General features: G+C 45.8%; 11 protein-coding genes and 1 other annotated feature. Of the genes, 7 read left to right on the top strand and 4 right to left on the bottom strand.

The genetic code is table 11. The features are described 5' to 3' along the window. Positions 1 to 89: 89 nt before the first annotated feature. A complete protein-coding gene (locus tag AC0MXB_RS08720; RefSeq protein ID WP_474039270.1) occupies positions 90 to 1,055 on the bottom strand; it encodes a bile acid:sodium symporter family protein in 966 nt (321 codons plus the stop codon). Between the two features lie 108 nt (positions 1,056 to 1,163). After that, positions 1,164 to 1,428 (bottom strand) — a binding site (T-box leader). Between the two features lie 232 nt (positions 1,429 to 1,660). Here AC0MXB_RS08720 and AC0MXB_RS08715 point away from each other — a divergent pair. Genes AC0MXB_RS08715 through AC0MXB_RS08705 form a run of 3 tightly spaced genes read left to right on the top strand, consistent with a single transcriptional unit; the run spans position 1,661 to position 4,284 of the window. After that, positions 1,661 to 1,915: a FeoA family protein gene (locus tag AC0MXB_RS08715; RefSeq protein WP_474039269.1), complete on the top strand. Its 255-nt coding sequence runs from the start codon at positions 1,661 to 1,663 to the stop codon at positions 1,913 to 1,915. A 27-nt stretch (positions 1,916 to 1,942) separates the two neighbouring features. Further along, a complete protein-coding gene (gene feoB / locus AC0MXB_RS08710; RefSeq protein ID WP_474039268.1) occupies positions 1,943 to 4,123 on the top strand; it encodes a ferrous iron transport protein B in 2,181 nt (726 codons plus the stop codon). A gap of 11 nt (positions 4,124 to 4,134) precedes the next feature. Further along, complete coding sequence (locus AC0MXB_RS08705) at positions 4,135 to 4,284, top strand: FeoB-associated Cys-rich membrane protein (protein ID WP_474039267.1); 150 nt, start codon at positions 4,135 to 4,137, stop codon at positions 4,282 to 4,284. 55 nt (positions 4,285 to 4,339) lie between these two features. On the opposite strand, the gene AC0MXB_RS08700 is transcribed toward AC0MXB_RS08705, so the two are convergent. After that, a complete protein-coding gene (locus AC0MXB_RS08700; protein WP_474039266.1) occupies positions 4,340 to 5,224 on the bottom strand; it encodes a dienelactone hydrolase family protein in 885 nt (294 codons plus the stop codon). A gap of 164 nt (positions 5,225 to 5,388) precedes the next feature. On the opposite strand from AC0MXB_RS08700, the gene AC0MXB_RS08695 reads away from it, so the two are divergent. Continuing rightward, positions 5,389 to 5,922: a hypothetical protein gene (locus AC0MXB_RS08695; protein ID WP_474039265.1), complete on the top strand. Its 534-nt coding sequence runs from the start codon at positions 5,389 to 5,391 to the stop codon at positions 5,920 to 5,922. A 94-nt stretch (positions 5,923 to 6,016) separates the two neighbouring features. On the opposite strand, the gene AC0MXB_RS08690 is transcribed toward AC0MXB_RS08695, so the two are convergent. Further along, positions 6,017 to 6,784 (bottom strand): sulfite exporter TauE/SafE family protein, encoded by a 768-nt coding sequence (locus tag AC0MXB_RS08690; RefSeq protein ID WP_474039264.1) that lies wholly within the window; start codon positions 6,782 to 6,784, stop codon positions 6,017 to 6,019. 132 nt (positions 6,785 to 6,916) lie between these two features. Between AC0MXB_RS08690 and AC0MXB_RS08685 the strand changes: the two genes are divergently transcribed. The 3 genes from AC0MXB_RS08685 to AC0MXB_RS08675 all read left to right on the top strand — a co-directional run bounded on the left by AC0MXB_RS08685 (position 6,917) and on the right by AC0MXB_RS08675 (position 12,312). Further along, complete coding sequence (locus AC0MXB_RS08685; protein WP_474039263.1) at positions 6,917 to 7,789, top strand: LysR family transcriptional regulator; 873 nt, start codon at positions 6,917 to 6,919, stop codon at positions 7,787 to 7,789. 108 nt (positions 7,790 to 7,897) lie between these two features. After that, entirely contained in the window at positions 7,898 to 9,172 is a 1,275-nt protein-coding gene (locus AC0MXB_RS08680; RefSeq protein WP_474039262.1) for an efflux RND transporter periplasmic adaptor subunit, read from the top strand. Next, on the top strand, positions 9,169 to 12,312 hold the full coding sequence (locus AC0MXB_RS08675; RefSeq protein WP_474039261.1) for an efflux RND transporter permease subunit: 3,144 nt from the start codon (positions 9,169 to 9,171) through the stop codon (positions 12,310 to 12,312). The genes AC0MXB_RS08680 and AC0MXB_RS08675 overlap by 4 nt, the downstream gene beginning before the upstream one ends. A gap of 66 nt (positions 12,313 to 12,378) precedes the next feature. Here the strand turns inward: AC0MXB_RS08675 and AC0MXB_RS08670 are convergent, their stop codons facing one another. Further along, positions 12,379 to 14,640: a SpoIIE family protein phosphatase gene (locus AC0MXB_RS08670; protein ID WP_474039260.1), complete on the bottom strand. Its 2,262-nt coding sequence runs from the start codon at positions 14,638 to 14,640 to the stop codon at positions 12,379 to 12,381. Positions 14,641 to 14,837 lie beyond the last annotated feature (197 nt).

Below are 14,837 nucleotides of genomic sequence, written 5' to 3'. Positions count from 1 at the left end.
TCCCATAAGCTCGCATATGAGCTGGGAGGCAGTCTTTTTTTATTGATTGCAAGAAGCTGTTTTTTGGTGGGGCGAGTTCTTAGGGAAAGTTAGGCTTTGGAATCCACAAGGTCAGAGACCATCGCCGATTTTTCTGTTTTGGAGCCCCAATAGCTGGCCAGAATACTGCCACTGATATTCTGCCAGATACTGCATACGGCGGCGGGGAGGGCGGCCATGGGATCAAGATGGGCCATGGCGAGGGCTACAGCAAGTCCAGAATTCTCCATGCCAATTTCAAAGGTAATGGCCCGCGCTTTCTTTTCACCCATTTTAACAGCATGAGCGGAACCATAGCCAAGCAGGAGACCAAGACTGTTGTGGAGAAAAACGGCGGCCACAATAATCAGGCCGACTGTAGCTAGTTTAGCAGCGTTTACGGCAACGACGCAGGACAGAATCGTAATAATGCAGATGACAGAAAAGGCAGGCACAATGTGAACGATTTGATCTAATTTTTCTTTAAAGACCATCCGGCAGGCTACGCCTGTCGCTACAGGTAGTAGGACAATTTTTACGATTTCAATAAAGAGTGCAGTTACATCGATGGGGATAAACGATCCGGCTAAGACTAAGAAAATATAGGGAGTAAGCAGCGGCGCTAAAATGGTATTTACGCTGGATACGGTAACGGAAAGCGCCGTATCACCTTTGGCGATAAAGGACATAACATTGGAAGCGGTACCGCTGGGGCAAGCGCCGATGAGCACAACGCCAGCAGCTAGGGCCGGTGGCAATCCCAGTACTTTGGCAACGCCATAGCCAATGAGGGGCATGAGCAGATACCGGAAGGATACGCCATAGAAGACTTCGCGGGGATGTTTTAAAACAAGCTTGAAATCATCGAGCGACATGGTAAGGCCCATGCCGAGCATAATAAAGCCAAGCAGATAAGAAATGGCCGGAACAATCGGTTTGAATGGCGTTGGCTGCCAAAAGGCGATGCAGGAAAACAGAATGACCCATAAGGTGAACTTTTTACAGATAAACGTAGCTATTTTTTCTAAGAGATTCATAACACGATCCTCCTGATAGATAAATTTGTTGAGTAACAGCGGCGTTTCGCGTCGACATCGAACCGAACGCTGAAAATAAAAAAACCGCTTGACTCCTTGAATCGTCATTCAAGGGGCAAGAGGCTATCTCGCGGTACCACCCTTTTTCACAGTTCTTTTTATCATAAAAAAAGAACTGCCTCTCATTAGGTCTAACAACCCTAGCAAGGTAACGGTTGCACTCTATAATAGAGTTGATTCCGGCGCGGCTTACTATTATTCAGCGTTGCAGTTCAGGAGTGATGTCCTTTAAGAGCTTGTTACCGATTCGCACCAACCATCGGCTCTCTGAAACAAAAGAATCATAAAGGGGTGTCTCCGTCATTACTTTTATGGAGCATAATGAAGTTGTTTTAAATAGTGTAATCTTGTAAAACTTAAATTAAGTATACAAGGTAACATTTTTTTTGTCAAGGTGAAAAATGGCTGCACTTTAAAAATAGTTAGAAAGATTACACTGCGGCGAACCCTTGGACGTTCTGATGGTATTGACAAGGCAGCGCTAATTTCGTTACAATGAAAATGATAATCAATACCTTTATGGTATGGTGAGTGGAGGCGATGGCATGGCGCAAGCGCTTAGCGAACTTACAGCTGGACAAAAAGCCCGCGTAGTGCGCATTGTTGGTAAGGGGCCGATTAAACGGCGGATTTTTGATATTGGGATTGTGCCGGGCGCCTTGATTGAAGTGCAGAAATTTGCTCCCCTTGGCGATCCTATGGAAATTAAAGTGAAAGCTTTTAATTTGTCGCTGCGTAAGCAGGAAGCTGAATATATTGAAGTAGAAATTGTAACAGATGAAGTATGTTGTCTTGCCTAACAGCAAGGCTTAGTTAAGGAGAATAGAATGTCTAGGTCATCCCTTACGATTGCTCTTGCCGGGAATCCGAATTGCGGCAAAACAACGATTTTTAACCATTTGACAGGCTCGAATCAGCATGTCGGTAATTATTCAGGCGTTACGGTGGAAAAAAAGGCCGGACGCAAGCTGTTTCAGGACACAGAACTGACAATTGTTGATTTGCCAGGGACCTATAGTTTGACTGCTTATTCTATTGAAGAAGTTGTTACGAGAGATTTTATTGTGTTAGAACAGCCTCATGTTGTTATTGATGTTTTAGACGGTTCCAATTTGGAGCGGAATCTCTATTTAGCTGTGCAGTTATTGGAACTCAATCGACCACTGGTGTTAGCGGTAAATATGGTTGATGTGGCGGCAGCTAGAGGACTCCAGTTTAGTCTGGAGAAGCTAGGCGAAATCCTTTCCGTGCCTGTTGTGACTACTGTGGGAAATAAAAAACGTGGGTTGGAAGATCTGCTGCAACGGGCTGTAGCGGCTGCAAAGGAGCCGCAAAGCGGCTTTTTACTAGATTATGGCCGGGAAATCGAGGCAGCGATTCAAGCGCTAAGTTCCTTAATGCCGGAAAACGTGGTAGCCCTGAAGTACCCGCAACGTTGGCTTTTGCTAAAGTTGCTGGAAGAGGATCGCGATGTGATTCGTCAGATAAAAGACTTACCTGGCAGTGAACGACTGTTAGCGCGAGCTGCGGTCTTAAGCAAAGATCTTGCTGCTCAATTTGATGATGATGTGGCCAGCATTGTAGCTGATAAACGTTATCAGTATGTTGGCGAATTGTATCGCCGCATTGTTTTATGCGAGGCGCCGTCAGCAAAGACTTTATCAGATCGGATTGACTCGGTGCTAACGAATCGGCTGCTAGGGATACCGCTTTTTTTAGCTATGATGTGGTTGGTTTTTAATCTCGTTTTTACGATTGGATCGGGTCCGCAGAAGGCGATTCAAGCAGGTCTTTCGTTGTTGGCCCAATATGCTGGTGAGATGTTACCAGAGAGCGGGCTGAAAGATCTGCTGATTGATGGTGTGATTGGCGGCGTTGGCAGCGTCTTGTCTTTTGTCCCGATTATTCTGCTCCTCTTTGCGGCGATTGCTGTGTTGGAAGACTCCGGTTATATGGCGCGAGCCGCTTTTATTATGGACCGGATCATGCATAAAGTGGGGCTTCATGGCAAATCCTTTATTCCATTATTACTGGGATTTGGCTGCAGTGTTCCGGCAATTATGGGAACGCGGACCTTGGAAAACCCCCGCGACCGTCTTGTGACGATCTTGGTTACGCCCTTTATGAGCTGCAGTGCCAGGTTGCCTGTATATACGCTGCTTTGCGCCGCCTTTTTTCCCGAGAATATGGCGGGAACCGTTCTGTTTTCAATTTATATTTTAGGCATTTTCCTAGCTGTGTTTATGGCCCGCTTACTGCGAACTTTTTTATTAAAGGGTGATACCGAACCTTTTGTAATGGAAATGCCACCTTATCGCTGCCCTTCGCTGAAAAGCATTTTGCTGCATATGTGGGAAAGAACGATTCTTTATGTCCGCAAAGCTGGCACGATTATTTTGGCAGTATCCATTCTGATCTGGTTCTTAACGAATTATCCGACGGAAGTTTCTTATAGTGCCGACTATGATGTCCTGCAAGCTCAGCTTGCGCAAACTTATGAGAAGCAGGTTAACAGCCATTCTTATAATTCAGACGAACTTGAGGAACTGTCCCAAGAGCTGGACGACCAGATGGCAGAGTTAAAGCAGGCGCAGGCCAGCGAAAAACTGGCGCAAAGCTACGCTGGGCAAATCGGTAAGACCTTAGAGCCGTTTGTGGCGCCGCTTGGGTTTACTTGGAAACAAGCTGTTAGCTTATTTGCTGGTTTTTCAGCAAAAGAAGTGATTGTAAGTACTATGGCAACAATTTACAGCGTAGGTGATAGCGGGAAAACAGGTAGTGAGCTGGCTAAAGCCTTAGCGGCTGATCCGGCGATGAATCCTCTAGTCGCTTATACTATGATGGTCTTTATTTTAATTTATTCGCCCTGTGTGGCGACAATCGCCGCCATCCGGCGCGAAACAAACTCGACGAAATGGGCCCTGTTTGCCTCGATCTATACGACGGCTGTCGCCTGGGTGATGGCTTTTCTCGTATATCATGGCGGGCTGCTATTCGGAGTGCGTTAGGAGGAGGGAATATGGAAAATATTCTTTTAGGATTGATTGGTTTGGGCGCGGTCTTCTATCTTGGCCGTCTTGCTTATCGGCAGGTCAAGGGCAGTGACGCTTGCGCTTGCTCTAAAGGTTGTCAGGGATGCCGTATGAAGGAAAAGGAAGACGAAAAATAAGACAAAAGCTTCGGCGTTACATCGCCGAAGCTTTTGTCTTATAATGTAGCTACTTCTATTTTTGTTGTAAAAGTGTTGCGAGAAAAGCCGTTACGGCCGGGGACCAGGCCTTTTGGTTTCCCACGAAAGACCGATGACCATCGTCGCTAAAATCCGGTAGGGTGACAAAAGCAGCGTTGCCGCCGGCGCTTTGATAGGCTTTTACCATGGCTTGCGCTAAATCAGGATTAAAGTAATGGTCATTCGTAGCGTAAAGCCAGAGTGTGGGGATTCGCGAGGTTTTGCCGAAGAACCCCATCGAGGCGATCAAATCATCTTTATTATAGACTTGGTCAGGAGCGTAAGAGCCGCGACCGCCAGCGAAATTAACGATACCAATCACGCCGGGGATTTGTAGCGAGCCAGTAGCAATCACAGAATGTCCGCCAGTCGATTGACCTACTAGAATAATCTTGCTGGGATTGACATAAGGAAGCGTTTTGCCGAAGCTAATGGCCGCCGAGAGGTCTTTTGCCGCTTCGAGGCCTGCATGGGTATAGTTTCGCCTACCTGCTGTTAAAGTCGTTGCTTCGGCATAAGGCGCACTTGATTCGCCAAACCCGCGCCTTACAACAAATAAAACGACGTAGCCTTGTTTGACAAAATACGCTGCTTGATGTCTAAAGTAAGTATTGACATTAGTAAGTAATCGATCGGTGGCGGTACGCGGCGTGCCATGGGTTAAAACAATAAGGGGGAAAGGCCCATCTCCTTCTGGTTTGTAGATTTTCCCATCTAGATCGTAATTGGCATCAGGCAATTTCAACGGGATTTTGACAAGATCTGTTTCCAGTTCAGCTGCTTGCGAGATCGTCGGATACAGAACCGTCAGCAGCCCAAAGAATAGAAGAAATAACAGAAGGTGCCATTGGATCGTTTTTTTTGAGTAAGACAGAGACATAACCAAAACCCCTTTCGCAAGACAATGTTACCAATGTTTTCGCTTGGGACGGGAGAATTCCTGCGCTAGATACTTTCTTTTTTACTGTAATTGCCGCTCCGAGAAGGACGCGTTATAATACTAAGGTAAGATTTTTTAAGTTTTCTTAAAGAGGAGTGAGCTTTTTGCGATTAAAAATTATGATTGTTTTGTGTTTGGGACTGCTTGTTTTGCAGCCTACTTTAGGATCTAGGGCTTTTGCGGCAGCGAGTGATAATTCTTTGGCTGCTGTTGCTTTGTATATCGATACATCAGGTCATTATGTGCCAGGAACCGATTTGATGAACAAGGCGCTGAATGAAGTCATTCGCTTGAAAGTCAATTTGCTAATGCTTGGCAGTGAAGTACAGTCAGGCAGCGAGGTATTGCGTGATTTGACCGATTATAATATTCATAGTGTAACAGAAGCTACACCTGATTCGCTTGCCGCCTATAGTGCGCAACGCCATGTGAATTATGTCGTGCTTTTTGCGGTGCATCCGCTTGATGCGGCTGTGGATTTAAAAGTGTATTCGGCGTCCTCTGGCGCGTTTATGATTGATAAAAGCATTTCCCGCTCCGATACGGACGGCGCTTTATCTACCGTAGAGGCTTTATCGAGCATGGTGGGAACGGCTGTAACTGAAGTATTGACTTTGCTCAAAAATCCAGTTCAATAAGTAGGTTAAAGGGGCTGACGCAGTATGCGGCAGCCCCTTGTGCTAGCAAGAACAGAATCAGTCTGTGTTTGATGGTTTGAAATAGGGAAACTTCTTAAGCAAACGCGTGGGCTGTAAAAATCAGCCTGAGACCGAGACTGAAGAGCGCCACTGCCAATAAAATCATGATGACCCGCGATTTTGTTTTGGTCGAGAGTTTGGCGCCAGCCTGAGCGCCGATGACGGCGCCGATGCCGATGGTAGCAGCTGGCATGAGCAAGATATTGCCAAGCAGGAAGTGGGAAATAACGCCGACAAAACTAGAAATGCATAAGACAAAGTGCGATGTGGCTGTAGCAATATGGGGCGGGAAAGACAAGAGATATACCATGGCCGGTACATGAATAACGCCGCCGCCAATGCCAAGAATACTGGAAAGAAAGCCGACTACGAGGCTTAGCAAAACACCGAAAACTCGGTTGTAGGTAAAGGTTTTCGCATCAAAAGCGGGTTGCTGGCCCTTGGCTGATGGCCGGAAAAACATAAGCACGGCAATGATAAGTAAGAGTACGCCAAAAGCGGTGCGGAAAGTTGCGCCGGTAAAGTACTGAACAAGATAGCTGCCAAGGAAGGCGCCAGGTAAAGTGGCAAGACTAAAGCGGATGGCTGCATCATAGTAAACCTTTTTTTGCTTTACATAGGCAATAGAACCTGATAAGGCATTCAAAAAGACGATGGCCAGAGAGGTGCCGACCGCATGGGCTGGTGACCAGTGAAAAACCATGATAAACAGCGGGACAAGCAGAAAGCCGCCGCCAACGCCAACTAAAGTGCCGAATGCGCCAATAAAGAGGCCTAAAGCCAGATAAGACAAAATAAGCATGGGGAAATCCTCCTTTATATAGTACCGTAATGAGTTCTATACTCTAAGTATAGTCACGTTTTTTATACATGAAAAATATTAACTAACTATGTTAGAATAGTTATAAACTATGTTTTAACTAGGGAGGCGCCTATGGATTTACGCCAGTTAGAATATTTTCAGGTTGTGGGAAAGGTCAAAAGCATTACGAAGGCGGCGCAGCAATTTCATATCGCCCAACCGTCTGTTTCTGTGGCTATTCAAAAACTGGAAGAGGAGCTAGGCGTGCAGCTCCTTGACCGGGGGCAGCGCCAGATTGATTTGACGGTGGAGGGTAAGATTTTTCTGGGGCGAGTCGATGAGATTTTAGGAAAGCTGGCTGAATCTATTAAGGAAATGCATGACTATCGCTTATTGCAGAAAGGCTCGATTAAAATCGGCGTAACGCCCATTGTGGGCGCCTTCTTTTTTCCGTTATTATTTGCTGAATTTGCCAGGGAATTTCCGCAGTTTGAATTGCACTTTGTGGAAGAGGGATCATTGTCGATTCGTCGTCGCTTGGAGCAGGGGGAACTGGATATTGGGATTATGATTCTATCAAATGCGCCGCCAGAGCTTAGCTCGGTGCCTGTCGCATCAGGCGAAATTCTGCTTTGTCTGCCCCTCGATCATCCTTTATCTCAGGCCAAGCAGGTTCCCTTTAGCGAACTCGCGAAATATCCTTTTATCTTGTTTCGTGAAGATACTTATTTTCGTAAAGTCATTATGGAAGAGGCGGCAAAACATCATTTTACACCGAGAATCGTTTTTGCGTCGCGGCAGATTGAGACGGTGTTAGGACTGGTGGAGCAGGGAGTTGGTATTTCTTTTGTGCTTGACGCCATCGCAGCTAAACATGGTAATATCGTTACGAGAAAGTTGTCTGAACCTCTCTATATAGAGGCCGGCGTAGCTTGGTATGAAGGACGCTATTTATCAAAAGCGGCAAAAGCTTTTATTGACTTTGCCGCGAGCCGTTCTTTTTAAGACATTTGTCATCGGATTGTCATAGGTTCATGGTACAGTAAGAGAAAATCTTGGCTGCAAGGCAACGGAATGAGCCGATATTCACTAGCGAGGAAAAGGGGAGCGACAATGACAAAGATATTTTGGCGGGGGGCAAGCCGCAAGCAGCGGTTGCTGTATATGGGACTTGTAATTTGTATTGGTTTCGGACTTTTATTTGCTTTTCGCTACTGGAGCACCCATAAAGCGAGTGCAGACAAAGCCGGCGGTCGCCTTGCTACGACAGTAGATGTCGGTACGGTTACGCATCGTGATTTAGTCAAACGGATTTCGCTAACTGGGCAGACCGTGCCGGAAGCCCAAGTGGATATTGCTGCGAAATATCAAGGGCGCGTTACAGCAGTGAATGTAAGTCTTGGTCAAGCTGTTCAGCCGGGGCAGGTGCTTATTGTTCAAGATACGGGTGATGCTGATATTTCCATATCGCAGAACCGGGCGGCCTACAGTCAGGCTGCTGCTGATGCTGTAACGACTGAGGCCACTTTTAATGCCAATTATGATCGCGCCAGAGCGGACTATGAAAAAAATCTAGCAAGCTATCAGCGCAATAAAGCCTTATATGCAGCAGGCGCTATTTCCAAAGAGGCCCTTGATACCAGTTTGCAGCAAGTGGCTGACGCCAAAGCATCAGTCGATACGTTAGAGAATCAGATGAATCAGGGCATGGCTGCGGCAATTCAATCCTCTCAGTCAGCAGCCCTCAAAGCGCAACATAGTATCAGTGCGGCGGAAAAACAGCGCAATGATCTTGTCCTTACTGCGCCACGCGGCGGCGTGATTGGTTATCGCCAGATTGAAGCAGGCGACATTGCGCAAGCAGGGCAAAAACTTCTCAGTATTTTTGATAACAGCCATATTTATGTGGACTGTCAAGTCTCGGAACAGGATTTACCAGCGCTATCGCTCGGAATGCCTGTCAGTGTAGGCGTAGAGTCACTTGGTAAAACCTATCCGGGAAAAATTACTTATATTAGTCCTGCTAGTGATGCGACGACGCTGACCTTTATGCTCAGGATTGCCTTAGATAATCCTGATAGTTCAGTGCGAAGCGGCATGTTTACGCGGACGATTATTAATTCCGTGCTGCGGCCCCAGGCAGTGACTGTACCGAAAGACGCTATAGTGGAGAAAAACGGCTCAGCCTATGTGTTTGTTGTCGGCGCGAATAATACGCTGGAACAACGAACTGTGCAGTTAGGCGCTCGCGGCGATGATGCTATCGAAATTCTTACAGGTCTTAATGAAGGTGAAAAAATCGCTTTGACGAACTTGGCTCGTTTGCGGGCGGGGCTTGTTATCAATCCTCAACTTGTTGATACGACAAAATCAGGTGATCAGCCATGAATATCACTCGTTATGCCATTAAAAAGCCTGTAGGCATTTCTATGATTGTACTGTTTTTCGTCGTTCTCGGTTTGTTTAGCTTTTACCGGATCGGCGTGGAGCTTTTGCCTGCTATCAATGTGCCTTATGTGACAGTTACGGTCAATTATCCTGGTGCTGGTACCACGCAGGTTGAGGAAGATGTTATTAAGCCACTAGAAAATGCTTTATCATCTTTATCCAATTTAAAGCACATGACTTCAGTAGCCAGACCGGAAAAAGCCCAGATTACTTTAGAGTTTGAGTTTTGGGCCAATGTGGATACATCAGCGATTGATGCGACTCAATATGTGAACTCAGTGACTAAGCGACTGCCGACAGGAGTGCAGACGCCTTCCGTCATTAAGCGTGATGTAAATGCTTCGCCAATTATGGAGATCTCCGTCATTGCCGATAAGCCCTTAAGTGATGTCTACAGTCTGGCCAATGATATTTTTATTGAACGGCTGCAGCGCGCCAGCGGCGTTTCTGATGTGCAGCTTTATGGCGGTCGTGACAAAGAAGTGGCTGTTGAGGTAGATAAGGATAAGTTGTCTTATTATAATATGTCCTTAAGCCAGATTGTAAACAGGATTACCCAAGAAAATGTGCTGACTCCCGCAGGTTCTGTCTACACCAATAATAAGGAAACGAATGTGCGGCTTACGGCTCAGTTCGCATCGCCGGAAGAACTAGCATCTATCCATGTAACCAACAATAAAGGGATTAATATTCCTTTAACTAGCTTAGCTACCGTAAAGGAACAGGACGCCCGCGTGACTCGCTATGCCCGAACGAATGGGCAGGACGTTATTTCCATGACGGTCTACAAAAACAGTAATGCCAATATTGTTGATACAGCCAAAGCCGTCAAAGAACAGCTTGCTACTTTAAAGGCTGAGTATCCTGATTTCCAGTTTATTACGATTACAGACTCTTCGCAGTATGTTGAGGACTCGCTGCATAACACCTTAGAGGCTTTGATTGAAGGCCTCTTTACGACTGGTCTGGTGCTGTTCCTCTTTTTGCGGGGTTGGCGTTCTACAGCAGCCGTCTTAATTGCCATACCTACTTCATTGATTTCTACGTTCTTTGTCATGTATATAGCGGGATTTACCTTCAATATGATGTCGCTGATGGGGATGTCGCTATGTATAGGGATTCTTGTTGACGACTCGATTGTTGTACTGGAAAATATTCATCGCCATTTGCGACTAGGCAAAGATCCCGAGATTGCCGCTGAAGAGGGGCGAAATGAAATTGGCATGGCGGCCATTGCGATTACGCTCTGCGACGTGGTTGTTTTTCTGCCTATTGCCTTTATGAATGGAATGACTGGCCAGTTTTTCCGCCAGTTTGGTTTGACAATCGTCTTTGCTACGCTTTGCTCACTCTTTGTTTCATTTACACTGACGCCAATGCTGGCCTCGCGCTTTTTTAAAAGTGCTGATCATGAGCCCAAAGGGAAAGTATGGGATTTCATGAATCGTCTAGAAACAGGGGCCATTCGCCGCTATGAACAAGCTCTGACTTGGAGCTTCGGACATAAACGCAAACTGATTGCCATGATTTTACTCGTCTTTTTTGGCGCCGCCGCATTGATTCCGTTAGGAGTTATTGGCTCGGAATATATGCCGAAGACCGATGAAGGCAGCTTCCGTGTTATGCTGCAATGGCCTGTAGGACAGAATATTGATAAGACAAACCGAGAAATTCGCAAAGTGGAAGATTTTATTGCGACGATACCAGAAGTGACAAACTATTTGTCTAGTGTCGGGTCCCCAGCGGGAAATTATGGCGGCATCAGCGTGCAACTTGTAGATCGGCGCGAGCGCAGCCGCAGCGTTTGGCAAGTAACTGATGAAGTCAGACAATATCTACGCCAGGAAGTGCCTGGCGCTACGGCTCAGGTTAGCGAGACGCAGTCTTCTATTGCCGGCGTATCGGGCGGCACAGGTACTGGCGGTGGCGGTCCCAATAATTCGCCGGTACAAATTGAATTGCGTGGTACCAATCTTGATGCAATTGTCAAAGCTTCCTATCGGGTCCAAGAAGCCTTGGGGCAAGTCAAGGGAGTAAAAGATGTTCGCAGTTCTTATACGGAAGGAACACCAGAGCTACGACTCAATGTAGATCGGGAAAAATTAAAGTTTTATAATACGACAGCCAATGAAATTAATGATGTCTTTAGTGGCGCTATTGCTGGCTCCCAGGCGGGTTATTTTGCCAACGATCCGAATAATGACGGACAAGATACAAAAATTTATGTCCGTTTAAAAGGCAGTGATGGCTTTAAAGCCTCAGATGTGCGGTCGATTCCACTGCAAGCTGGCAATAATCTTGTTCGACTTGGCGATGTCGCTCGAGTAGAAGATGGTGTCGGGCCAGTCATGCTGCGACGGGTCGATAAGCAAGAATCCGTTAATATTGCGGCGAATATTACGGATCGATCGCTGCAGGATGTACTCAAAGATATTAGTGCGCAAATGACGCCGGAGCTTTTAGGAAATAATGTTTCCTATCGCTTTACCGGGCAAGCTGATAATATGATGAGTACCTTCAGCGAAATGGCGCAGGCTCTTGTATTATCGCTCATCCTCGTATATATGCTGCTGGCGATTCTCTATGAATCAGTGGCAACACCAGTGATTCGTATGTTTTCGCTACCATTGGGGATGATCGGTTCCCTAATCTTTTTAGCAGTGACTGGCAATACGATTAACTTGTATTCGCTGATCGGAATTCTCGTTATGGACGGTGTTGTCGCTAAAAATGGGACACTACTCCTTGACTATACTCTGACGCTCATGGGCGAAGGCATGTCAGCTCGTGAAGCGATTGTTGCATCAGGTAAAGCCAGACTCAAACCGATTTTTATGACGACTCTTACGATGATTGTGGGGATGCTGCCAACTGCTTTAGCGATGACAGCAGGCTCGGAAACAAGAGTCAGCATGGCCTGGGTTGTCATTGGCGGGCTCCTTTCCTCGACGGTGTTTACTTTGATTATTATTCCGATTATCTTCCTCTATGTAGAAGATCACCCAGTTTCTTTTTACTGGAATAAAATCAAAGGTTTGTTTGCGAAAAAACACGCCAACAGCAATTCACAGGGACTATGAGTTTATTGCAATGTAAATCGAATCAGTAAGGGCCTGCTCTCGTAACGAGGGCAGGCCCTTTACTTTTTAACTGTTTTTTGGCGGTAAGGCATATACAAGTAGCAATTCATTTCCTTGTCGGTTATACAGGAATTTTTCACTCCAAAGCAGCATAATGGCCAAGCCGCGGCCTTGTTCAGCTTCAAGCAAGTGAATAAAGATATTTTCGGCGGGGAGCTTTTGTAGTTCCTTGATTGCCGCATTACCGGCAAAGCCGGGGCCGTTGTCGCTGACGCGTAATATTAGACGGGCGCCGATTACATTGATTTTTACGCGAACTCGGCTCCCCTGTTTTACTGCATTTGTCAGAGCTTCGCCTAACAGAATAGAGGGCTGTGATGACTCAGTACCGGTACATTCGCAAAGGAATTGATTCATGCGATAAAGAACGTTCCGCCGCTCGGCCTTATTTGAATAATCGAAATAGAGCGGTCGCTTTTTACCATTAAGAATCTTAAGACATAAAGCGGTTCGGTCATCAGGATTTAATTGACCAAGCGGCATTTGTGCTAAATTCGTAAAGGATTTTTCAAAATTACCAGCTTGTTCACTCATGTTGCTTGGTAAATTATCATAAATCCCGTCAGTCATAAAATAGAAAGTGTCGCCATATTGCAAGGGAAGGTGAAGTGTATTAAACTGGGCTTTTTGACTGATTCCCAGATACATGCCGGGAAGCGAAATAAGGCCCGTTTTATTTTGGGTAGAAACAAGGAAGGTATTGATGCCGCAGGAAACACAAGTAAGGGTGTGTTGGTTAAAGTCAGCTGTAAAGACGAGAAGCGCCGCAAGGCTGCTGTCTTGAAAATAGTTGAGGAGTTGTTCGTTCAATTTAGCGAGATTTTCCAACGTCCAAGGATTTGTTTGATTTAAATAAAAGCCGATCATATTGTTAATCGCGGCGGTATGAAGACTAGCAGAGACGCCGTGGCCCGTCACGTCAAGTAAAAAGCCATGCAGGTGCTGCTCGTCGTTACTTAAGCGATAGCCGTAGAAATCACCGCTGACAATGGAAAGTGGACGAAATAGAGTTTTCAGGAGAAATTTCCTGTTAATACAATCTTGCGGCAGTAGGGAACGTTGTACTTCTTCTGCCAGTTTTAGTTGCTTTTCCATTTGTTCTTGTAGTTTTGCTTGTTTTTCTGCTTCATCATGGGCCCTGGCTTCCGCCTTTTTACGATAATGGCGATTTAATAGCAAGGCAATGATAAGGATAGATTCAACTAGCAGTAATAACAAGGCCGCTAGGACGTACCAGCGGTAAGTTTCCCAAAATGATGGCGTTTTAAATAAGATCTTGCTGCCAACTGGTAGTGTGTCTTCAGAAATTTGCCAACGTTTTAGTTCGCGCGCGTCAAAGAGATATTCAGCGGCAGAGCCTCGTTGCAGCGTTTCGGGAACAGGAGCCGTTTTGCTGAGAAGCTGGGCGGCAATTTTGCCGGAACGGGCTCCTAACACTTCTTGACTTTCCATGTAGCCGCCAACGGTGCCTTGGCCTAAATAAATGGATACAGACCCGTAGATTGGCACAGGCGACACCGCATGGAGTTTTTGTAAGGCTGTACCAGGAATAAAGGCTTGCCCTGCCGCATCTTTGAAGAGAAAGAGAAACAATACGGCTGAATTTGGCTCAGCCGTAGCGACTGTTTCCGTCATCTGAGCAAAAGGCTGCCTATTTAAATAGGTAAAAGTAACTTGGTTCGTAAACTCTTCCACTTCTCGCTTTACTACCGCTATGGCTTGACGTTCTCGCGGCGAGTCGCCAGCAATGACGTAAATGTTTTTTGTTTGCGGCCGTGTCTTCAAAATAAGATTTACAGCTGTATCAATCCCGTAAGTGCCGATGACATCATAGTAGTTCGGCGGCAAAGCGCCATGTTGCTCCCCTTCGCCTTCGTAAAAGCTGAGGATAGCCGGGACTTTAGGAAATATTTTGGGGCCGTAATGAATCATAAAATTGCAGGCTGGGACGAAATGGGTGACAATAAGATCTGGCTGATTTTGACTGTATTTTTGTTGAAGAAATTCGGCTAGCAGCGTTTCATAATTTTCCTGGGAGGTATAGCGCGCCATATCGAGATATTCGTAAATATATTCTGTATTGCCGCCTGTTTCTTTCAACGTTTCCCGCAGTCCCTGGGTAAACAAAGTTTGCACGGGAAGATCAGCGCCATAAGAGTAGAGAATCAAAACTTTTTTTGCCGCCTTTTCTGAACGTACCATACCTGTAGGGAGTGCGAAAAAAAACAGCAGTACGAATAAGAGACACCATGAGAATTTTTGATTCATCGTACTTTCTCCTTATCTAAAGCCAATTCGATCTGATTATGCTGTTGATATTAGCGAAAAATTCTTATTCTCTTAAATTATACGCTAAAAATATATTTTTTGTCGATTCATGAAAGCGAGATGACGCAGTGTTCTAAAGTTTTATAAGGTATTTCTAAAATAATAGAAACAAGAAATGCAGTTATCGCGCGAAGCAG

The organism is Pelorhabdus sp. sgz311001, assembly GCF_055901755.1.
Note: the sequence above shows the minus strand (reverse complement) of the source record. Positions and strands in the feature narration are given on the sequence as shown.